We start from the raw sequence: 22,673 nt of genomic DNA, 5'->3' as shown, positions 1-22,673 counted from the left end.
GAGATATAACATGAAAAAAGAATATGCATTCTCTTCATTGAAAAAAGTAAATTCAGTTTCATTTTCAGTACGAGTTTTTTTTCTGTTATTGATTGTTTCTGTTTTTTTAACGTTCGGGTTGGGCAAATATTTCACGGATACGGCTGAAAATCGATTGATTGCAAACATTCAATCGTTAGCGATGAGCCAAGCAAAGCTGATTGCTTCTATTGATGGTGTGGTGCAATCAGTAAAGAATAGAGATATTCCGAGACTGAAGGTTATTGCTGACAAACTAAACCAAGATTCCAACTATGATTATGTAGTTATCGGTGATGAAAAATCAATTCGGTTATATCACCCAAATAGCCAAAAAATTGGTTTTGAAATGCAGTGGAACAAATCAGGCGCCTTAGAGAAAGGGGAAAGCTATTTCATTAATGGCGAAGGCTCGATGGGAAATGCTGTTAGAGCCAAGACCCCTATTTTTGATGAACAAGGTAAAGTGATTGGCGTTGTTTCTATTGGTTACTTATCCAACAAAATTGATACGTCACGCAGTGAATTGTTTGTGCAAACAGGTGCTACCTTTTTAGGAATATTGATTATTTTGCTGTTTTTATCTTGGGGGTTTTCACGTTTAATTCAAAAACAAATGTTGGGAATGGAACCTGAAGAAATTACTCAACTGGTGTTAGTACAAAAAGGAATATTTGAAGCCGTTTTTGAAGGTGTGATTGCGGTAAATACACAAGGGCAAATTATCAATATCAACTCAAATGCGAGAAAAATGTTATCCCTAAGTAAGCCATTGGGCCAGTTAACAGGAACATTTGTGTCAGAGCATATATCGCCAGCTGATTTTTTTATTACCGACCTTGAAACAACTAAGCATGATGTGATTGGCGAGTTTAATGGTTTAAATGTGATTGCAAACCGGGTTGCGATTCGTGATGGTGAGCATCTGGTGGGGGCGGTTATTAGCTTTCGTAGTCAAAACGATATTGAATCGTTAAACTCTCAGTTGACTCAAGTTCGTCAATATATTGAAAATTTACGCACTTTACGGCACGAACATCTTAATTGGATGTCAACATTAAGTGGGTTATTGCAAATGAAAGAATATGACCAAGCGTTGGCTTTGATTAAAGGGGAATCAGAATCTCAGCAGCAATTAATTGATACACTCTGTGGTCAGTTTTTTGATAAGCAGGTTGCAGGTTTACTATTTGGTAAGCACCATCGAGCCAAAGAATTAGGGCTACAATTAAAATTTACTGCCGGTAGTCAGTTGCATGAATTACCTGATTCGTTAAATAGTACGGAATTTTGTGCCATATTGGGAAATTTACTTGATAATGCATTTGAAGCAAGTTTGAAAAATAATCAGGGTAATAAACAAGTGGAATTATACCTTTCTGATGAAGGGAAGGAGATTGTCATTGAAGTCGCGGATCAGGGGTGTGGTTTCCCATCAGAAATGCAAGATAAATGGTTCGAGCGCGGTGTGACAACGAAAACCGATGTGACAGATGGCCATGGTATCGGGTTATATCTTGTTGCGTCTTATGTTAAACGCTGTAATGGTGCGGTTATTATTGAAGAAAATCAACCGCATGGTACAGTATTTTCAATTTTTATTCCGAAAGTGAAGATATAAAATGATTAAGATAAAAATCCTCATTGTGGAAGATGAGTTACTACTTGCTGAAATGCACAGTGAGTATATAAAAGCCTATCCCGCATGTGAGAAAGTGTGGCTTGCAGGTAACCTTGCTGAAGCGAGAAAAATGATTGAATACATGAAACCAGACCTGATTTTATTAGACAACTATTTACCAGATGGTAAAGGGATTGATCTGGTCCATGAGTTAATACAAGAAAGGAATAATGCAGATATTGTATTCACTACGGCTGCAAGTGATATGGATACGGTTTCTGAAGCTATTCGTTTAGGCGTTTTTGACTATTTAGTGAAGCCAATTGCCTATGAGCGTTTAGGCCAAACATTGGATAGGTATATTCAACGTAAATCTGTTGTACAGGACAATAGCAAAACCAACCAAAGTAAAATTGATGATATGTTCAATACCTATGCGCGAGGGGAATCAAAGGAAGAACTTCCAACAGGCATTGATATTATTACACTTGAAAAAATACTCGCTTTGTTCACTGAACCTGATGTGCAATATACGGCAGAAAGTATTGCTGAAGCCATCAAACTCAGTCGGACCACTGCAAGGCGTTATTTGGAGTATTGTTTAGCGAAGGATAAAATTGAAGCCGAAATTGAGTATGGCAAAGTTGGCCGACCGCAGCGAATTTATCGCGCTAAATTGTGAGTGTCTGAACTAATAAGTATATGCCTATAGAAGCTCTGCATTGGCTATAAACAATGCAGATTTTCTTTATCTTACTTATATTAGTGGTACAACAGTAAGTTGGAAAAATAGAGTTTATTGTTGCTGGTTTTCTAAAATTAACACTTTCTTTTCAGCCCGCTCATGGCCTTTGGCGGCTGCGAGTTGATACCAGCGTAGGGCTTTTTTATCATCGGCTTCAACACCCATACCATATTGGTAGCAAGCTCCTGCTGCATATTGCGCATCGACACTATTTTGCTGAGCGGCTTTTATAAACCAGTGACACGCTTTTGCTTGGTTAGCCTTGATACCATCACCGCGTGCATAGATAAGCGCAACATTAAATTGAGCCGAAACTTCACCTTGTTCAGCGGCTTGGGTTAGCCATTTTATGGCTGATTGGGTATTTTTTGGGGTGCCTTGCCCGGTTAGGTACAGCATACCTAAGCTATTTTGGGCGGGGGAAAAGCCCAATTCTGCGGCACGGGTAAAATATTGAAAGGCAAGAGGGTAGTTCACCTTATCATACATGCCTACAGCAGCCTGATAACCCAATAAATAGAGTGCTTGAGGATGGTTTTTTTCAGCAAGAGCAAGATATATTTTTTGGGCTTTTTGCGGGTCTTTTGTAACAGCTTTTCCCTCTTCATACCAATAGGCGAGGGTGAGCATAGCAGGTTGGAAATGTTGTTCGGCCGCTTTTTCTAGCCACTGTTCTGCTTTTTCTGGGTTTTTCTCTAATAAATTATCAAGGCCGTATAAGGTATATTCGGCCATATTCATTTGGCCAATAGGATCACCATTTTCGGCTGCTCTGCTCATCCAGTGCAGCATTTGTTTCTCATCTAACTTAACCCCGGCACCTTGTTGGTACATCAAACCAAGGTTAATTTGTGCTTTTGTAAAGCCTTGATTAGCAGAGAGAAGATACCAATGTAAAGCTTGGTCAAACTGATGGTGAGACTGATAAAACATACCTAAATTAAACTGAGCTTCGGCTTGGCCCTGTTCCGCAAGTGCAATCAGCGTTTTTTCATTAATTAGTGGCGTCGCTTCTTCTGCAAAGGCAGGAGAGAAAAATACGTTAATAAAGATAAAAAACAGTAAAAATACTTTTTTCACATGACATCCTTTGGACTAAGCTCTTAACGGCTACGTTATCTTGTTAGATAAGTTCCTGCAATGATATGAAGGCCATTTTATATTAATTCTACTAAATCAGATGGTTAATTGTTGCTATTAGCGCATAGAGCAAAAAATACATAAATAATTTAAAAAAAGATGAACTTTTTTCAGTGATACTGTGTCTTAGTAGTATCTATATACTGTTTGCTTGCGTAAACATTCATATATTTACCCTCATCATTCATTTCTTTACACGAAGTAATGTAATAATGCACCTACGTAGTGATAGTTTGAATTTAGCAAAAAGATCCTTGAGTAGAATGCATTATGCCCAGTTTTTAACTGGGCTTTTTTTTATCCAAAATTCCAGTTTGAATGTCTCTTTAGCTGCGACTCTCTAAATCCTTTCTTATCATAAAAGATCATAAAAGAAAAAAGTGTTCATTTGTTATGGATATTTTTAGTTTCCCATAACGTTTAAAGCAATAAATCATAGAGTTATAAACAGGGTGTTATAGTTTCACTATAGAATAATGTTCTTAACATTTAATAAACAAATGACTAATTAGTAATCGATAATAATTTGGTGATTTTGTAAAAAATTGAAGTAAATCACGATTAAATTCAATTCAAGCAGTAATTAATACTAGCTAATTCTTTAATTTTGGTGCATAAATAACGTATATGGCTTAATTGATTATTGGGTTCTGGGCGGGTTATCTGCCAATTAATGTTGAATAAATAATCAAATGTGCTTTAACTCATTGAATTTATGTTTGAGATCCATAAACAAGTCTACACACAGTTTTGTTTGTTTTGAGGTCAGGGAATGATACTCCTCCTACCAAAAGTGAATCTTTTCAACTTTGAATTCTTGAGATCATAACAATGCGAGAGCGCATAGAGCGTTCCGTGGTTTTTTTGCATATGTACAGGTTGTACTAGAGGTAACTTGTGTCCACAACAAATAACAAAGAGGAAGTCAGTCTTAACGCGTTTAAGCAACCTCGCTCATTCTATCTTATTTTTTCTATCGAACTCTGGGAACGTTTTGGTTACTACGGTCTTCAAGGGATCCTTCCAATATACCTAAGCCAAGTGCTGGGTATGTCAGAAACAGAATCAATTACACTTTTCTCGGCGTTTGCAGCATTAGTTTATGGTTTTGTTGCGGTAGGTGGTTGGTTAGGGGATAAAGTTCTCGGAACAAAACGTGTTATTGTTCTTGGAACGATAACACTGATTGCGGGGTACGCATTTGTTGCTTTCTCAGGGCATGACGTGTCGATGGTGTATGTTGGCTTAGCGACTATTGCAGTTGGTAATGGTTTGTTTAAAGCAAACCCATCATCACTGTTATCAACCTGCTATGAAAAAGACGACCCTCGTTTGGACGGTGCATTCACCATGTACTATATGTCCGTGAATATCGGCTCATTCTTCTCAATGATTGCAACACCATGGTTAGCAAAACATTATGGCTGGGATGTTGCGTTCTCTCTTAGTGTTGTAGGCCTGATTATCACATTGATTAACTTCTATATGTGTAAAAAATGGGTTTCTCAACATGGCTCAAAGCCTGACTTCGCTCCTGTCGTGATCTCAAGGTTGGTCGCAACTGTCGCTGGTGTTGTTGCACTCATTGCGATTTCAACATGGCTATTGCATAACCTCGGTATTGCTCGTACAGCATTAGCGATTATTTCTTTGGGTATTTTAGTTATCTTTATCAAAGAAACATTAGCACTGAAAGGTACGGCGCGTCGCCGCATGATTGTTGCATTGATTCTAATGCTTGAAGCGATTGTATTCTTTGTTCTTTATAGCCAAATGCCTACATCGCTAAACTTCTTTGCATTACATAACGTAGAGCATGAAGTTTTTGGTTTTTCTATTGAGCCTGCACAATACCAAGCTCTGAATCCATTATGGATCATGATTGGAAGCCCAATTTTAGCTGCAATTTATAATAAAATGGGCGACAACTTACCGATGCCACATAAATTTGCTATTGGTATGTTGCTATGTTCCGCGGCATTCTTAGTTTTGCCATTAGGTGCGAAATTTGCAAATGAAGCTGGGATTGTTTCTGTTCAATGGCTAGTTATCTGCTATGGCTTCCAAAGTATTGGTGAGCTGATGATCTCAGGTCTTGGCCTTGCGATGGTAGCTCAGTTAGTTCCACAGCGTTTAATGGGCTTTATTATGGGCGCGTGGTTCCTGACTAACTCAGCAGCAGCATTTATCGCAGGGTATGTTGCCTCAATGGCAGCGGCACCAGAAGGTGAACTTACTAGTAAAGTTGAATCTTTAGCTGTGTACAGTGACGTATTCCTGAAGATTGGTTTAGTGACTGGTGTGATGGCAATTTTGATGGTTTTAACTGCTCCGATGTTAAATCGTATGACTCTTGAGCGTTAATTTTCATCTTAAATAGTTGTAATCAAAAGGGTTGAAAAGCCCTTTTGATATATATGACATACTGTATTGTTGCATTAATTAAAATAGCGATTATTAATCAGTTTTAGCGAACGGTCACGGCCATTAACCAAAATGGTATTTGAAATACGGCTGTAAGCATCTATTGATACACCATCCATCAAGATTGTTGGTGTGATAGCTGTGGCGGCAAATATGACATCAGAAGTACTCACCATCTGGTCTAAAGATAACACCTCACCAATTTCTAACCCCATTTGCTGACAGCGCAAAATTTCTTGTGCCGCGAGCTGTTTGTTTTCTTCGCTATCACCTTTGGCTTTATCTCGAGAAATTAGCCTTGCTTGCATATCACCGCCTAAAGCGCGTGCGATGGCTGCACTGATAATGCCTTCAGGAGCACCACCAGTCCCATACATCATATCAATGGGATGCTCCGGAAGAATGGTAAGTAATGAGGCGAGTACATCACCATCAGGGATGGTAATCACATTCGCACCAAAATTACGGATAGTTTTAATAATATGTTGATGGCGAGGTTTATCAAGCACTGCGATTGAAAGATTTGAAATGGGTTTATTCAGTGCGGAGGAAAGAAATTCTAAATTTTTTTCTAGGGGATTTGCTAGGTGAACAGCTCCTTTCGCTGCGGCACCAACAACAAGTTTTTCCATATACATATCAGGTGCTTGAAGCAGTGTTCCCGTTGGCGCGGCAGCAAGTACGGCAATGGCATTTTTTTCATTACAAGCCACCATACGTGTTCCATCAATAGGATCTACTGCGATATCTAACCCAACAGACCCGGATTGTTTGCCAACTTGCTCGCCAATATATAGCATGGGAGCATCGTCGATTTCACCTTCACCAATGACAATTTTGCCATGAAAATCAATTTCATTTAGGCGATTTCTCATTGCTTCAACAGCGGCTTTATCTGCGGCATTTTTATCTTGTTTACCTATCCAATCGAAGGCAGCTACAGCAGCGACTTCAGTAACGGAAGCGATAGCGGAAGCTAACTCATCACTAATTTTCATTTTTTGTTCGTATCCTAGGTGTATAAAAGAAAAGTACTTATCTCTATGATACGTTTTTTGTGATCTGTCTGGCAAATTATAGGTGATAAAAGCAACAGAGAATTTAGTGCCGCAATGAAATGGCAGCCTATGTTTAGGCTACCATTAATTTGAAAGCTAAAGCATTTCGACGATAGTGATACCGCCAATAATCGAAATTAAGGCAGCAAGTGTACTTAATAACACGGTTCCAGCAGAGGTTTCCGTATAGGCCTGATTACTAATTGCTAATGCAGGAACAGCGGTCGCGGTGGGTAATACACCAATGATAAACGCGGCTTTAAGTAAATCATCTTGTAATCCTAAAGCGAGCCCAGTCCCTAAAATAAGAGCGGCTTGAACAAAGTTTTTTATAAAGACGTTAAATATAATTTCCTTACTTATTGTCAGTTTGATTCCTGAAAGGAGCAATCCAAGGAAGAATAAAGCGACTCCGCCTGCTGTTTTACCTAATTCATTAACTGAGTTTTGTAATATTTCAGGTAATTTAACACCAAAAATAGCCAATAATGCCCCTAGAATAGGAAGAAAAACTAAGGGCTGGGCAATGGCTTTCCCAACAGATTTAAAGACACTATGCCCTTGCTGTGAGCCACTGATCATTAAGAGAGTAAATGGGATAATAATGACAGTATAAATAAGGTTGCCTAATACCATAGCGATTAAGCCTGATGACCCGACAGTTGCGAGCAAGACAGGTGGCCCACAGTAGGCCATATCAGGAAAAGACACCGACAATGCTTGCATTGCAGCATCTTTCTTATTGTGACGAAAAATAAACTTACCAAAAATAAAACCAATCACGTATGTTGCAATTAGTCCTACGGCTAATGCTAATAAGTAGTCAATATTGAGCAATACCGAGGGTGGAGCCTGTGCAGCAGCTAGAAATAATGCAAATGGTAATGCTATTTTAACTACAAAGTCAGCAAAGGCTTGGGAATACTCTCTTTTGATAAACCCATATTTACCCGATAGCCAACCGACGGCTAATCCAAGAACAATGGGCCCTAAAGCAGCAAGTATAATGTGAGTTAACATTAAAAATTCTCCCGATATTATGCGATAGGCTTTGTCGAATAAAAAATCTGTGGAATGACAGTTAACATTTTCCCGTGTGTTAACTTTATTTAAATTAAAACATTTATGTTTTTATCAGTGCTTAATTAAGAAACTAATTAACATAATTATAAATGACTTTAGTCATTTAAGGATAATAAGTATTAGAGTAATGTTTGCAGATAAAGCTATTATATAGATAACATAATAAAAAAAATTGTACTAATAAAATTTTAATGACTAATTTTTTGAGCATCTAAAAAGGAATATTAAGAATAGATAGTTATATCAGTTACCTATTCTTTATGAATGAACTTATCATTAAATGATGATTAAGGGTTTTCTTAGTTACTAAAATAACTAATGGGAGTATTAATAAGTCATACATAAAAGAAGGGAAGTATCGCTTCTTTTTTGTCTAAGGTATACCTAAAAGCAGCATGTAACGAATTATTTTGTAACAGTTTATTACATTTAGTTGGCAAGGGGATCAATGCTATTTACACTAGCAGTAATCGTGGTCATTATTGTCCAGATTCTCAATTGTGAATTTTATTATGAGGAAACCTATTTGTGGATACTTGGATACTAGTAGGACTCGTATTAGTTTTTCTGCTAGTGCTAGCTCCGATTCTTGCTATCATTGCCATCAATCGAACAGGTCGGTTGCAGTACCAAATTTCGCTGTTAAATCAGAAGGTTTCCTCATTAGAGACTTTGCTTTCAAAAGCAAAATATACGCAGAGTATATCCGTTTATGGTGTGGCATCTCCTCAACCAGTTTTAAATGAAATACAGGATGCGCCTGTAGAGCAAGAGGGAAATGAATTCTCTTCTAGTGCGGACGTTAAATTAGACAACGAACAGGGAGCAACTCAAGAGCTTGCCTCGATGAGCCATGTTGCTTACCAGCAAGCTGAAAAAGAACATGGTTTATCTGATAATGTGAATTCAGCTCCGATGAGGGAGCAATCTACTCATGAAAATACCAATCCAAATAGGTTTGATAACACGCTAGTACAGCAAATTGACCCAAATCGATTTAATCGTAATAAGCCTAATACAAATCAAAGCAATCAGCATTCGGTTAGTCACGATAAATCAATATTCAGCCATTTCTTTAGTTGGCTATTTAAAGGAAACCCGGTTGCGAAAATAGGTATCCTACTGTTATTCCTAGGTGTGGCATATTTACTGAATTACAGCGTGCAAAATGAAATTATTTCACCGCAAATGCGGTTAATTTTCAGTGCAGTAGGGTGCTTAGCTTTACTAGGGGTTGGCTGGTGGTTACGAAACAAAAAGGCATTATTTGGGTTGATTTTACAAGGAGGGGCGATAGGCTGCTTGTATATCACTATTTTTGCTGCCTTTAAATTATATACGATGGTGCCATATGGAATGGCATTCGCGTTTATGTTACTTATTTGTGCAGCAAGTATTGCTTTGGCATTATTGCAGCGAACTATTAGTTTAGCCGTTTTAGCATCAATAGGTGGGTATTTAGCACCGGTATTGCTTTCTACTGGCGGTGGAAGTCATGTTGTCTTGTTCTCTTATTACCTGATGCTGTCCATTGGTATTTTGGTTATTAGTGTGTGGCAAGCTTGGCGCCCTTTAAATTTAGTTGGTATGGTGATGACTTATAGTGTTGCCATTTTATGGGGATTAGAAAATTACCAACCAGGCTATTATTTATCTTGCCAACTCTTTATCATCGCTAATTTAGTTGTATTTAATGCCTTAACTCAATTGTTTTCACTGCGTTTTGAACATAGCAAGCAACTGATTGTTGATAATACACTTCTGTTTGTTCCACCTTTTATTAGTATTGCCCTTCAATTCTTTATTTCACAAGGGGAAGGTCTATTGCCAGCCTTTATTTCACTGATGGTTGGTTTGTTATATCTGATTACTGGATCACAAGTACATAAGCGCTATAAATCTGCTGGCAAAAATATGGCATTAGCGAATATTATTATTGGTGCTGGTTTTATTACTTTAGCTATTCCACTAGCGTTAACATTTGAGTGGACTTCCATTATTTGGTCATTAGAAGGGCTGTTAATTCTTTGGTTCGGTTTACAGCAAAACCATAAAAAAATGGCGGCTATTGGCTCTTTATTGATTGTTATTAGCGCAATAACCTTATTAAGTGATTATCCTTATTTATATTGGAGTCGCAGTAGTACTTATATGGTGCCAGTGCTATTAATCGCATGTTTTATGGCCGGAGGGCTTTTCCATACTCGTCGTCATGAAGACAGCAACTTTACTTTATTTAGCTACGGTTTCTTAATTATTGGCTTGGTGACTTGGTTTTGCTGGCTCCCCTTATTTACGGATATTTTATCATGGAGCCGTGAATCTGAAGGCTTTATTATTTTAGTTTTGGTCGTTATTTCTGTTTGGTTCTGGCGTTTATATGCTATCCATATAAATTGGGTGCCATTGCTACTTTGCCAATCCATCCTATGGATTGCGGGATATTATTATCTTGGTTTAGATTTCTTAAACGACCAAAACCCGATGGGGCGTGGCGAAGGTTCTCTTATATGGCCAGTTGTATTGGGTAGTTCTGTTTTATTTGTTATTCATGCGTATAAACTTCGTGATCGCTGGATGCAAAGAGTACTTCATAGCGCTAATTTATGGCTAATTCTTGCATTTATTGGTACTCAGGTGAATTGGTTTGTCTCCATTTTGCCATGGGGAATGCACGAAGTGGGGTATTTTATTTATGTCATGGCGATAACGCTAACCGTGATTGTTCTTTATTGGCTACAACAAAATAGAATGCCACCAATGAAACGTAATGGGTTAATTTACTGGTATGCAATGCTCCCTGTGACAGTGGGGTTAATTGTATTATCTTGCTATGCGAATTTAGAAGATGGCAAATTGACCTTTTGGAGTTATGTGCCGTTAATCAACCCATTAGATGAAGCTGGGTTATTTAGTATTGCGACTCTAATTTTAATACGTAAAGGTTTCACTCAAAAAATACGCAACATGACAGTGGCTAATTTTTGGATTCTACGTAGTTTATTAGTGGCTATAATTGCACTTTCTGCTTATTGGTTTAACGGTATCTTAATTCGTGCAATAGCAGATTTCGCTGAGCTAAATTGGAACTATGATACTCTTTATGATTCGCGCTTATTGCAAACTGTGCTTTCTATCAGTTGGGCATTGGCTGCACTAGCCTGTATCACTATTGCCGCTATTAAGAAAAATCGTATTTGGTGGTTTATGGGAGCCGGTATTTTTGCTTGTGTTATTGCCAAGTTATTCTTAATTGATATTTATGGGCAGGGTGGTATTTCTCGCGCAATTTCATTTATTGGCGTTGCATTATTAATTTTAATTGTTGGGTATTTTTCACCATTACCACCAAAAGAAACAAAAGGGAAAGTCGAACAGGAGAAACAATCATGAGTTTAATAAAAAATACCGGGCTAAGAAGGTTTTTTGCAGTCTTCTCTTTGTCATTATTGTTTTCAAGTTACTTAAATGCGCAGACAGTAGAAGAGGCTACACCTTATAGCTTTTATCAAGGCTCAGAAATAAATGTACTCGATACATCGACTCCTTTTTATTGGTTAGAGCTCCCTGTAAATGCATACATTAATTCAGCGTACCCCAAGACCTTGCAAGATGTTCGCGTCTTTAACGGTACGGGTAATGAAATTCCTTCAGTCTTATTTTCTGATACGGAAAAGTCCATTTCTAATGAGAAGGTGACTTTTACGCCACAACGTTTAGTGACGCAGGTTGATAGCGTTAATTCTCATGATGATGTGCGTAGAGAAAGGCAACATCTATTAGTTGAATCTATTCCAGGCAAGGTAGATAGAATTGAGTTGCCTAGTATGCAGGTAAAAGACAATGTTGCTTATCAGGCTTATTTATTAACGAGAAATCAAAGTCAAACCAAAGATACGCCAATTAAAAACCTGACATTAGACTGGGCTAAAAGTGAGAATGAATGGCAGGCAAAGGTATTTGTTTTTTCCAGTGATGACAAAGAAAACTGGCTAAATATAGCAACAAACCAGCCAATTATGAATTTGAAGTTAAATTCTGAAACTATTGCAAGTAATAATATTGAATTATTAAATGGTAATTCAAAGGCATTGAATGCACCTTATCTTATGGCTGTGATTGTCAGTGGCCCTGATATTGTTATCCCTGACTTATTAAAAGTAAATGCTACTTCTAGTATACTTAATTCAACTTATCGCCAGGAATTATTCCATTTTGAAATGACCAATGATGGAGTTTCAAAAGACCATGTTATATATCAATTGCCAAGAGCTCAGCCATTAAGTGAATTACAAATACAATTGCAGCAATCAAATCGCGTGATCCCACTAAAAATTGAGTATTCATCTGATAGAGGTGAAAGTTGGAAATTACTCACTAATGTTGTTGCATATAATCAAATAATAGATGGTGAATTAGTTAGTAATCCGAGCACTACACTTTATGGCGAAATGGTAGGTAAAGTAAGAATTTCTGCACTCAAAGGCAGTTGGGAGGACCAACCACCGAGGCTAACGGGGAAACGAGATGCTTATAACCTTATTTTTAATTTACAAGGTCCCGCTCCGTATTTGCTTGTTTGGGGGAATAAACAAGCAAGCTTTGATAAATTGACCACAAGCCAGCTGATAGGGAAACCAGATAGCATTGATGAACTAATGACGAATTACCCTCAGCTCTTTCTTGATAATACAGTCATTGAATTGGGTGGTGTAGATAGGTTAACTGCAACAGACGCAGTTGATGATAATTTTAACTGGCTGACAATTACCTTATGGGTATTGTTATTTATTGGAATATTAGTATTAGGGTATTTTTGCTGGTATTTATTAAGAGAAGTTAACTCTTCAGATAAAACAAATAATGAAGAGCTATAACTAGATTTTTATTAACCAAATAGGGAATGGTTCCCTATTTGGTATTAATTTACGTCGTTGACAGTTTTGACATCTCTTTACTTAATCATGATAACTCTTACTTGTAGTCTGTTTTTTCTGACGGGGATTTGCGCTAAAACAGTTCTAACAGAATAGGAGATGATGATGAAAAAAACATTACTGGCTCGTATATTTATTATGGTTGTTATTTTGACTGGTTTTTCAATAGCTGCCCAAGCTACGAGTAATACGGTATTAACAGAAATTGCAATGCATAATAAAGTGACGTATGAATATGTACTACAAAACACAGATGGAAATGATGCAGATATTGAATTTGAACGGGAAACGAAAGAATTTGATAGTTCACAGCTGCGCAGTATTGTTAACGATAAACGTTTTAGCGGGCGACAATTCAGAATAGATGAAAGGTAAATCATCACTTAACTTTTCTGCGGACATGTTCATATTGAGATTATAAATCTACGATAAAAATAAAGGGGATTCTATGCATCAAGGCCAATGTTTGTGTGGTTCTGTAAAAATCACAACTACAAAAGATATTAGTCATGTCAGTGTATGCCATTGCGGAATGTGCCAAAAATGGAATGGCGGCCCAGGTTTTAGTGTTGATTGTGGTAACGATTTAATAATTGAGGGGCAAGAAGCTGTGACAATTTTTGCGTCATCTCAATGGGGAGAACGTGCATTTTGTAAAAATTGTGGTTCACACCTTTTTTATCATTTACTTTCACCTTCAACATATTATGCATCAGCCGCTTTATTTAAAGAGAGCCAAGATGCGCAAATGAGTATGCAAATTTACATCGATAGCAAGCCTAAGTATTATAACTTTGTAGAAAAAACACCTATGTTGACAGAGAAGGATATTATGGAAATGATGTCCCCATCATCTGACTAAAGTTTCTAGTTATAGTATTAATAGCAAGAAATAGGCAATTCGGCAGTAGCTATTCAGACTGTATTTTTTGATTTTATTGGTTAAATTAAGTTCTTATTTGTCATGCGAACGACTTAAATTTGTTTTACAATTAAGGTAATAAATAGACTTAGAAGTTGTTCAGAGGGATAAAAAATGAACAGTATGAAAGGAATGCGTCATGCGAGTAATATCGCGTGGGTACTGCAATGGATATTAAATATAGGCTTGATAGCACTCGCTGCTGTACTTGTATTCTTCTTAGCTAAAGAAACAGTGACAATGGCTTCATTAATGTTTGGTAGCTCAAAAGGAGCAACGGCTTATGAGTTACTAGAAGGTATTGTCATTTATTTTCTGTATTTTGAGTTTATTGCTTTGATAATAAAGTATTTTATGTCGGGCTATCACTTTCCACTAAGGTATTTTATATATATAGGTATTACCGCAATTATTCGCTTAATTATTGTTGACCATAGTGACCCAATGACAACTCTGTTACATGCAGGGGCGATTTTGGTTCTTGTTGTAGCACTTTATATTGCAAATACTGAAAAATTAAAGCGTGAATAACATACATTAGTGTAATTTACTTGCATACAAAAAAAGGTGTAATTATTATTCCTTTTTTTGTATGCGTAACCACGAAGCCAAACACTTAAGTGATATATTCTACATCTAAACCTATAAGTTTATAAAATTTAAGATATAGCATATTTGAAATATAAAATTAATATAAATAATTCTAATGTTTTAATTTGCAACTGGTTTATCCTGTTAAAACTAATCACAAAAGTATTTTACTTTTATATATAGGTTATTTACTGTTATAAAGTTTCTATTCTAATAACATAAGTAGCTTGTAAATATGACAACTAAAACACTTCCCAAGAAAAAAGGGTTCTTAAACCGTGTTGAGCGCATTGGTAATGTTATGCCTGATGTGACTATGCTGTTTGTTTATGCCCTGATTATATGTTGGTTTTTATCTTATCTACTTTCTTTCGTAGATTTTAGTTATTACCATCCTATTTCAAAAGAAAAAATTGCTATAGTTAATATGTTTCAGTATGAGGAAATAATATTATTTATTACTGCGGCAGTTAAAAACTTCATTAATTTCCCTCCTCTCGGTATAACGATAGTGGCAACGTTAGGTATTGGTATTGCTGAAAGCAGTGGTTTTATTAATACTGCATTGAAAAAAATGTTGTCGTTTATTTCTCCTAGAATGTTAACGCCTACCGTGGTGTTTGTCGGGATTGTTTCTCATATTGCTTCAGACTCTGCCTATGTGATTTTAATGCCAGTGGCAGCGATGATGTTTTATGCGAGCGGTCGTCATCCATTAGCTGGGATTGCTGCTGCATTTGCAGGTTTAGCGGGGGGATTTACTGCAAGTTATACGCCGTCAATTATTGACCCAATAATGCAAAGTTTTACGCAAGATGCCGCACAAATGCTAGCGCCAGGTTATAGCGTAAATGTTTTATGTAACTATTTTTTTAGTTTGGGTGGTACATTTGGGGTTATTTTCACGTGTTGGTTTATCACTGAAAAGATTGTTGAACCATGGTTAAATAAAAATTGTCCGATCAATTCAAACGAAGTGGATACTGATTCTGAAAAAGATTTAGGTAAAATTACGGCCACTGAGAATCGTGCTTTTCGTATTTCAGGTTTAGTGCTAATTGCGTTAGGTATCGGATTATTTGCATTGTTATGGCCAGAGAATTCTCCATTACGCGGGCCTGATGGCAGCTTAACTAGCCCTAAAGCACCTATTATGCAAATCGTTGTGCCTTTACTGTTTATTTTCTTTGCTTTGCCAGGCATTGTTTATGGTTATATGACGAAATCTTTTACGTCAACAAAAGATGTTGTTAAGGCAATGGAAAATATTACTAAGTCACTTATCCCATTTATTGTTTTTGCTTTTTTTGCTGCCCAATTTTTATATTCATTTCAACATTCTAATTTAGGCACATTATTAGCACTTTCAGGAGCTGAGTTATTACGTACACTTGATATGCCATCTGGAATGACTGTTTTTGGCGTCATTCTATTAACCGCTATTTTAAATATCATGATTACTTCAGCGACATCAAAATGGGCAATCATGGCGCCAGTATTGGTACCGATGCTAATGGCAGTGGGAATTTCACCTGAGTTAACACAAGCGGCATTTCGTGTCAGTGACTCAGCAATGAACGTGAGCACACCGATGTTTCCGTTTTATCCGTTAATCCTGATGTATTGTCAAAAATACTATAAAAATGCAGGAATAGGAACATTGTGCTCAATGATGATCCCGTTTACTGTTGGGTTATTAATTATTTTGACTTCAACATTATATTTGTTCTGGGCTTTTGATATCCCAATTGGTTTCGACAGCGGTTACACATGGCATCCTGCACAGTAAGTAGGGCCAATACCTTATCTATTAAGTAAGTAGATAGGGTAAATATAGTCAATGCAAGGAATATGAAATGAACGAATTAGGTAAACAATTAGAGCAGCGTTTTTACCGCTATCTCGCTATTGAAAGCCAAAGTGACGCAGCAAGCATAGTTGTTCCAAGTACAGAAGGGCAACGTGAACTAGCAAAATTATTAGCTCAAGAGCTTGAAAATTATGGTCTGAAAAATGTTTATATTGATGACCATGCCATCTTATATGCAATGCGTCCAGGAAATAGGCCTTCAGCGCCAAAAATAGGTTTTGTGACTCATTTAGATACTGTCGATGTTGGGTTATCTCCCATCATTAAGCCTCAAACTTTGAGGTATGAAGGCCAGGATTTATGTTTAAATGAAAAAGAAAACATTTGGTTTAAGACTGCCGAGCACCCTGAAGCTGCACCTTATATTGGTGAAGATATTATTTTTAGTGATGGAACCAGCGTACTGGGTGCTGATAATAAAGCCGCTGTAACGGTTGTTATGGAATTAATGCATAAACTGCAATATGCCGATTTTGATTGTGGGGATATCTACGTTGCGTTTGTACCTGATGAAGAAATTGGTCTACGCGGTTCTAAAATTATGGATTTAACCCGCTTTAATGTTGATTTTGCTTATACTATTGACTGCTGTGCGCTTGGTGAGGTTGTGTATGAAACGTTTAATGCAGCTTCTATCGAAGTTTCAATTAAAGGTATTACCGCACATCCCATGTCAGCTAAGAATGTATTATTGAACCCTATTCGGGTTGCGCATGATTTTATTGGCTGTTTTGACCGTTTTGATACCCCAGAGCACACAGAACATCGCGAAGGCTATTTTTATGTCACAGATTTAATCGCAAACCCTGATAATGCTAAAATTAAAATGGCGATCCGTGATTTTGACCGCCATAGTTTTGCAGCTCGAAAACGTTTTATAGAACAAGCTATTGAATTAATAAAAGCACGTCATCCAAGAGCAAAAATTGAATGCAGCATTGTAGATGTGTATAGCAATATTAGTGACTCGTTAGGTGATGATCGTACAGCGATTGATTTAATTTTCGATGCATTGAAAATTCAAAAGGTTGAGCCTAAAGTGATCCCGATGCGTGGTGGTACGGATGGTTCAGCTTTATCAGCAAGAGGCGTCTTAACCCCAAATTATTTTACTGGCGCACTTAATTTCCACTCATGCTTTGAATTTTTACCAATCAGTTCTTTTGAGAAAAGCTACCTAGTATCAGAAACTATTTGTCGTTTAGTTGGAAAAAAATAACGCATCAGTTAACTCTTAATAATAAGACCACTTAATAAGGTGGTCTTTAATTATTAATTTCCATGAGTCATTCACCTAAATTATAATTTAATATTATTTTTAATAAAACAAAGATAAATTAAAAAGTGTATATGACTTTTTTATTTATTCATTTATTATTTTCACAATTAATTTTAAAATCCAATAGGGGAATTAATTGATTAATATTATAATAATTGACGATAATAATATTGCAATTCGTGGTTTTGAGGCAGTTTTTTCACGTCATATACGCTATAAGGTTGTTGCTTCTTTTCCAACTGTGGAACATGCGATTACATGGAATAGATGCCAGAAAGCAAATATGATTTTAATCAGTAGTGATAGCTTCCGTTATGATTCACTAAAAACAGTCCAGACACTGCGCAGAACTCAACCGGATGTTGGGATCATTATTTACAATGTCAGAAATAATCCGTCATTTTTTTTAAAAGCACTAGATATCGGTATTTTTGGTTTATTAAGTATCAATGTGACAGAAGAAGAGCTCATTGAAGCTATCCAGATTGTGAGTGTTAAACGGCGAATTATCTCTCCGGATATCGCGCAAGATCTTGCTCTCCAGCGGTTAATCTATAGCAATCAACAAGATATATATGATTTATTATCAGGGCGTGAATTGGAAATCATGCTAATGATTACTCAAGGGATACCTATCAAACGGGTGGCAGAGTCGCTTTCCTTAAGCCCTAAAACAGTAAATACCTATCGATATCGAATGTTTAGTAAACTTAATATCTGTAGTGATGTAGAATTAACTCATATAGCCATCAGTTATGGTTTAATTACAGCAAAACAGGGTTTATCCGAGTGTCAGAACAGTTCGAGCCGAAAGCTTTCTTAAAAACAGTCACTAATCAACCTGGTGTATACCGTATGTATGACGCTGGGGAAACGGTCATATATGTAGGGAAAGCAAAGGATCTTAAAAAACGCTTATCCAGTTATTTTCGTGAAAATGTGGGAAGTCGTAAAACAGAGCAGTTGGTTAAGCAAATCGCCTCTATTGATGTGACGGTGACTCATACTGAAACAGAAGCACTATTACTTGAACACAACTATATTAAGTTGTATCAACCACGTTATAACGTATTGCTGCGTGATGATAAATCTTATCCTTACCTATTTTTGAGCAGTGAAAAACATCCTAGAATTTCGATGCATCGAGGGGCGAAACATGCGAAAGGTGAGTACTTTGGCCCTTTTCCCAGTTCTTATGCGGTGAGAGAAACACTGGCGTTAATGCAGAAGTTATTTCCGATACGTCAATGTGAAGATAGCATGTATCGAAATCGCTCAAGGCCTTGTCTGCAATATCAAATTGGCCGTTGCTTAGGTCCTTGTGTTAAAGGCTTGGTTTCCGATGAAGACTATAATCAACAAGTTGAATATGTCCGTTTATTTTTAACCGGAAAAGATAAACAAGTTTTGGCGGGTCTCGTTGAGCGTATGGAAAAGGCAAGTTTAGAACTACGCTTTGAAGATGCCGCACGTTTTAGAGATCAAATTCAAGCGGTAAGGGCTGTTACGGAAGAGCAGTATGTATCTGGGGACAGCGATGACCTAGACGTTATTGGCGTTTCTTTTGAGTCTGGCCTTGCTTGCGTGCATGTACTTTTTATTCGTCAAGGGAAAGTCCTTGGCAGCCGTAGCTATTTTCCTAAAATTCCAGCAGATACTCAGCTTGAGGAAGTGGTGCAAACCTTCTTAGGTCAGTTTTATTTACAAGGCAGCGAAAATAGAACGCTACCGGGTGAAATATTATTAGATTTTGCATTAACAGAAAAAGAATTATTAGCGGAGTCTCTTTCTGAGATAGCCGGACGTAAAATTAATATTCAAAGCCAGCCGCGTGGTGTGAGGGCTCGTTACTTAAAATTAGCGAGAACGAATGCATCAATTGCGCTTTCTACAAAATTAGCGCAACACTCGACGGTACAACAACGCATGGCAGCACTAGCAAAAGTCGTTAATTTAGAAAATATTAACCGCATGGAGTGCTTTGATATTTCACATACGATGGGGGAGCAAACCGTCGCCTCTTGCGTTGTATTTGATAAATCAGGGCCAGTTAAATCAGAGTATCGGCGCTATAATATTACAGGGATCACTCCGGGGGATGATTATGCGGCGATGCATCAAGTCTTAACGCGTCGTTATGGTAAACATATTGATGAAAGCAAAGTGCCTGACATCATCTTTATTGATGGTGGTAAAGGCCAACTAGGGCAGGCAAGGGATGTATTTAATTCACTTGAGGTCGATTGGGATAAAAAACACCCATTGCTAATTGGTGTAGCTAAGGGAAGCGACCGTAAAGCGGGGCTTGAAACGTTATTTTTAAAACCTGAAGGTGAAGGTTTTTCATTACCACCAGATTCTCCGGCGTTGCATGTGATCCAGCATATCCGAGATGAGTCGCATAATCATGCGATTACAGGGCATCGACAACGACGAGCAAAGGTCAAAAGTACTAGCGCATTAGAATCTATTGAAGGGGTTGGGCCAAAACGTCGGCAAATGTTGCTAAAATATATGGGTGGGTTACAGCCTTTACGTAATGCAAGTATAGAAGAAATCGCAAAAGTGCCCTCGATCTCATACGCCCTTGCAGAAAAGATTTATAATGCATTGAAACAGTGAGTGTCTTAGGGCAACATATTCATAATATCCAACTTGGTCAAAAAGTTAGTGAGCGTGATGAAATTAAACATACCAACGTGGTTGACATTATTTCGCGTCATCCTAATACCGTTTTTTGTATTAGCCTTTTATCTCCCTGTTACTTGGGGGCCGTTTGCATGTGCGCTTATTTTTGTTATCGCAGCGGTAACTGATTGGTTTGATGGTTTTTTAGCCAGATTGTGGAAGCAAACCACAAAGTTTGGTGCTTTTTTAGATCCAGTTGCTGATAAAGTCATGGTTGCAACGGCGTTAGTGTTAGTCACAGAAAGTTATGATGTTTGGTATGTGACTTTACCTGCGGCAACTATGATTGCACGTGAAATCATTATTTCATCTTTACGTGAATGGATGGCAGAGATAGGTAAACGTAGTAGTGTGGCTGTTTCTTGGATCGGGAAATTTAAAACAACAGCTCAAATGATGTCATTAGTCGGTTTATTGTGGCGCCCAACACCATTAATTGAAAACCTTTCAATTGCACTTATGTATGTGGCTGCTATCTTAACATTTTGGTCAATGTTCCAATATTTAAAGGCTGCATGGGGCGATTTGAGCGAAGCGTGATCGAAATGATTGAAAAAACAGCGAACGATCCAATTATTTCAATAATTGTATTGACTCGATAGGTGAAATCAGTAGAATGCAACGCATCGAACGGCAACATGGTTTACGAAAATAAATAAGTAAATCAGCCAGTTTGAAAAGCATAAGCTGAAAAGTGAAGCTTTACGCGGGAATAGCTCAGTTGGTAGAGCACGACCTTGCCAAGGTCGGGGTCGCGAGTTCGAGTCTCGTTTCCCGCTCCAAATTTCGAAAGAAATTCGGATAAGGCGCGTTAGCAAAGCGGTTATGCACCGGATTGCAAATCCGTGTAGCTCGGTTCGACTCCGGGACGCGCCTCCAAAATTTAGCCCAGGTGGTGAAATCGGTAGACACAAGGGATTTAAAATCCCTCGGCCTTTAGGCTGTGCGGGTTCAAGTCCCGCCCTGGGCACCATCTTAAAGTAATTAAACACCATTAAGTGTTTTATTTTAAGTTAGCTAACCACTATGCATCGTTATTGAATATATGGTTAGTTGGGTAAATTAATAATTTATCCAAGTTTGTGAGAAAGACAATTTGGCCCAGGTGGTGAAATCGGTAGACACAAGGGATTTAAAATCCCTCGGCCTTTAGGCTGTGCGGGTTCAAGTCCCGCCCTGGGCACCATCTCAATTTCAATCAGTGATGATTTGAAATTAACAATTAACCACCTATAGGTGGTTTTTTTGTATCTAATCCTCTTTAAATTCGTTGTATCTACTCAACTAATATCGGTTTGTTAGTTATATTTCTTCTTTATATTCAATGAATTATTTTTATAAGAGCGCAAAAGTTGCTTTGTTGTGTCAGCTAACGCGTAATTCGTGTAAAAAACCGTAAGTCAGACCGTTCTGTTGATGTTTTGTGGCACTATTTTGATTCTTGAAGAGGATCGAGCTATGTCTAACATGAAAACTGAAGTTGTTGTTGTACGATTAACGAAACACGAACGAGCACTACTAGACACAGTAAAAACAAAACCTTTATTAGCGGATTGGCTGAAAGAAATTGCTATGGCAAAGGCTAAACAGCAGGAGAGTAAAGAAGAATAAGATGGCCTTAACTACGCAGAAATCAATTGAGTCATTTAATGTAATGATAGAAAAGTTAATTTTTGATTAATTATTCGTTTTTGGTAGTATCAAATTAGATGACTTAATTGGAATTTGAGAAGTGATGAATAAAGGGATTTTGTTTACGTTAATACTGGTGTTTGCTTCTGGTTGTACAACGAAAAAATTGGATGCCCCCTATGGGTTCAAATGGGGGCAAACCCCCGTTGATATAAAAAAATTGAATTTAAAAGGATTACAATGCACTGAATTTGAAGAGGGAGGTGCTTTATGTTCATCAGAAAACTCTCCTCAAATAGCAAATAAACTGTTTTTATTGATGTTTTCTCGGGAAAAAAATACATTAATGTTAGTTTCTTCTCAAGGAAAAGATAGCCGCGACCAATCAGTCATTTTGGCCGAGTATGATGCGATTAACCAGAAAATGTTTGAAGCATATGGTTTGCCAAAGCAAACAATCGAGCGTTATAAACGGGATATTTATTTCTTAGATAAAATATCTGATGACGAAACAACGCCATTTAAGCGAGTTTATGAAAAAAATGGCATGCAGATTATGGTTGGTATTGTTAGTAATGCCCATTTTCGCAAAATTCACGATAAAAAAGATATTGTTTACTCAGTTATGGTTATCCATAATTTAATACCAACTAAACCGCAATAAG

The 22,673-nt window shown here is 37.4% G+C and carries 18 protein-coding genes and 4 tRNA genes; 19 read left to right on the top strand and 3 right to left on the bottom strand.

The features are described from left to right. The first annotated feature begins 10 nt into the window (after nt 1-10). Together dpiB and dpiA are read left to right on the top strand one after the other, a co-directional pair. Nucleotides 11-1,639, top strand: coding sequence for a sensor histidine kinase DpiB (gene dpiB / locus FVA69_RS13145; RefSeq protein ID WP_164528933.1), 1,629 nt, complete (start codon nt 11-13; stop codon nt 1,637-1,639). A 1-nt stretch (nt 1,640) separates the two neighbouring features. Further along, nucleotides 1,641-2,321, top strand: coding sequence for a two-component response regulator DpiA (gene dpiA, locus FVA69_RS13140; RefSeq protein ID WP_164528932.1), 681 nt, complete (start codon nt 1,641-1,643; stop codon nt 2,319-2,321). A 114-nt stretch (nt 2,322-2,435) separates the two neighbouring features. Here the strand turns inward: dpiA and FVA69_RS13135 are convergent, their stop codons facing one another. Then, nucleotides 2,436-3,464 (bottom strand): SEL1-like repeat protein, encoded by a 1,029-nt coding sequence (locus FVA69_RS13135; protein WP_117162033.1) that lies wholly within the window; start codon nt 3,462-3,464, stop codon nt 2,436-2,438. Nucleotides 3,465-4,421: 957 nt separating this feature from the next. Here FVA69_RS13135 and dtpA point away from each other — a divergent pair. Then, the gene (gene dtpA / locus FVA69_RS13130) at nt 4,422-5,888 is read left to right on the top strand and encodes a dipeptide/tripeptide permease DtpA (RefSeq protein WP_109911202.1); all 1,467 of its coding nucleotides are present in this window, start codon (nt 4,422-4,424) and stop codon (nt 5,886-5,888) included. Nucleotides 5,889-5,962: 74 nt separating this feature from the next. Here dtpA and glpX read toward each other — a convergent pair whose 3' ends face one another. Both glpX and FVA69_RS13120 read right to left on the bottom strand, forming a co-directional pair. After that, entirely contained in the window at nt 5,963-6,940 is a 978-nt protein-coding gene (gene glpX, locus FVA69_RS13125) for a class II fructose-bisphosphatase (RefSeq protein WP_196723497.1), read from the bottom strand. 162 nt (nt 6,941-7,102) lie between these two features. After that, on the bottom strand, nt 7,103-8,026 hold the full coding sequence (locus tag FVA69_RS13120) for an AEC family transporter (protein ID WP_004910140.1): 924 nt from the start codon (nt 8,024-8,026) through the stop codon (nt 7,103-7,105). 591 nt (nt 8,027-8,617) lie between these two features. Between FVA69_RS13120 and FVA69_RS13115 the strand changes: the two genes are divergently transcribed. The 16 genes from FVA69_RS13115 to FVA69_RS13040 all read left to right on the top strand — a co-directional run bounded on the left by FVA69_RS13115 (nt 8,618) and on the right by FVA69_RS13040 (nt 22,672). Next, nucleotides 8,618-11,482, top strand: coding sequence for a DUF2339 domain-containing protein (locus FVA69_RS13115; protein ID WP_164528930.1), 2,865 nt, complete (start codon nt 8,618-8,620; stop codon nt 11,480-11,482). Next, nucleotides 11,479-12,966, top strand: a complete 1,488-nt coding sequence (locus FVA69_RS13110; protein ID WP_123382047.1) for a DUF3999 family protein — start codon at nt 11,479-11,481, stop codon at nt 12,964-12,966. The genes FVA69_RS13115 and FVA69_RS13110 overlap by 4 nt, the downstream gene beginning before the upstream one ends. A gap of 165 nt (nt 12,967-13,131) precedes the next feature. Continuing rightward, nucleotides 13,132-13,401, top strand: coding sequence for a hypothetical protein (locus FVA69_RS13105; RefSeq protein WP_109911205.1), 270 nt, complete (start codon nt 13,132-13,134; stop codon nt 13,399-13,401). A gap of 73 nt (nt 13,402-13,474) precedes the next feature. Beyond that, nucleotides 13,475-13,888, top strand: a complete 414-nt coding sequence (locus FVA69_RS13100) for a GFA family protein (protein WP_109911206.1) — start codon at nt 13,475-13,477, stop codon at nt 13,886-13,888. A 183-nt stretch (nt 13,889-14,071) separates the two neighbouring features. Beyond that, nucleotides 14,072-14,479 carry a phosphate-starvation-inducible protein PsiE gene (gene psiE / locus FVA69_RS13095; protein ID WP_371021253.1) on the top strand — a complete coding sequence of 136 codons (408 nt, stop codon included), beginning with the start codon at nt 14,072-14,074 and terminating at the stop codon, nt 14,477-14,479. Between the two features lie 295 nt (nt 14,480-14,774). Continuing rightward, nucleotides 14,775-16,328 carry an AbgT family transporter gene (locus FVA69_RS13090; RefSeq protein ID WP_109911208.1) on the top strand — a complete coding sequence of 518 codons (1,554 nt, stop codon included), beginning with the start codon at nt 14,775-14,777 and terminating at the stop codon, nt 16,326-16,328. A gap of 67 nt (nt 16,329-16,395) precedes the next feature. Then, nucleotides 16,396-17,628, top strand: a complete 1,233-nt coding sequence (gene pepT / locus FVA69_RS13085; RefSeq protein WP_164528929.1) for a peptidase T — start codon at nt 16,396-16,398, stop codon at nt 17,626-17,628. A 196-nt stretch (nt 17,629-17,824) separates the two neighbouring features. Beyond that, entirely contained in the window at nt 17,825-18,511 is a 687-nt protein-coding gene (locus FVA69_RS13080; RefSeq protein WP_004910157.1) for a LuxR C-terminal-related transcriptional regulator, read from the top strand. After that, on the top strand, nt 18,478-20,310 hold the full coding sequence (gene uvrC / locus FVA69_RS13075) for an excinuclease ABC subunit UvrC (RefSeq protein ID WP_164528928.1): 1,833 nt from the start codon (nt 18,478-18,480) through the stop codon (nt 20,308-20,310). Before FVA69_RS13080 ends, uvrC begins: the two co-directional genes overlap by 34 nt. 57 nt (nt 20,311-20,367) lie before the next feature. Then, nucleotides 20,368-20,916, top strand: a complete 549-nt coding sequence (pgsA, locus tag FVA69_RS13070) for a CDP-diacylglycerol--glycerol-3-phosphate 3-phosphatidyltransferase (RefSeq protein ID WP_004263394.1) — start codon at nt 20,368-20,370, stop codon at nt 20,914-20,916. 166 nt (nt 20,917-21,082) lie between these two features. Then, a tRNA-Gly gene (locus FVA69_RS13065) sits at nt 21,083-21,158 on the top strand. A 23-nt stretch (nt 21,159-21,181) separates the two neighbouring features. Next, nucleotides 21,182-21,255: transfer RNA gene (locus FVA69_RS13060), tRNA-Cys, on the top strand. 7 nt (nt 21,256-21,262) lie between these two features. Continuing rightward, nucleotides 21,263-21,349 (top strand) — tRNA-Leu (locus tag FVA69_RS13055). A 126-nt stretch (nt 21,350-21,475) separates the two neighbouring features. Beyond that, nucleotides 21,476-21,562 (top strand) — tRNA-Leu (locus tag FVA69_RS13050). 272 nt (nt 21,563-21,834) lie between these two features. Further along, nucleotides 21,835-21,987 carry a hypothetical protein gene (locus tag FVA69_RS13045; protein ID WP_042851570.1) on the top strand — a complete coding sequence of 51 codons (153 nt, stop codon included), beginning with the start codon at nt 21,835-21,837 and terminating at the stop codon, nt 21,985-21,987. 124 nt (nt 21,988-22,111) lie between these two features. Continuing rightward, nucleotides 22,112-22,672: a hypothetical protein gene (locus FVA69_RS13040; protein WP_117162027.1), complete on the top strand. Its 561-nt coding sequence runs from the start codon at nt 22,112-22,114 to the stop codon at nt 22,670-22,672. Nucleotide 22,673 lies beyond the last annotated feature (1 nt).

The organism is Providencia sp. PROV004, from assembly GCF_011045615.1.
GTDB classification, from domain to species: Bacteria; Pseudomonadota; Gammaproteobacteria; order Enterobacterales; family Enterobacteriaceae; genus Providencia; species Providencia rettgeri.
This window is presented reverse-complemented; position numbering and strand designations above follow the sequence as displayed.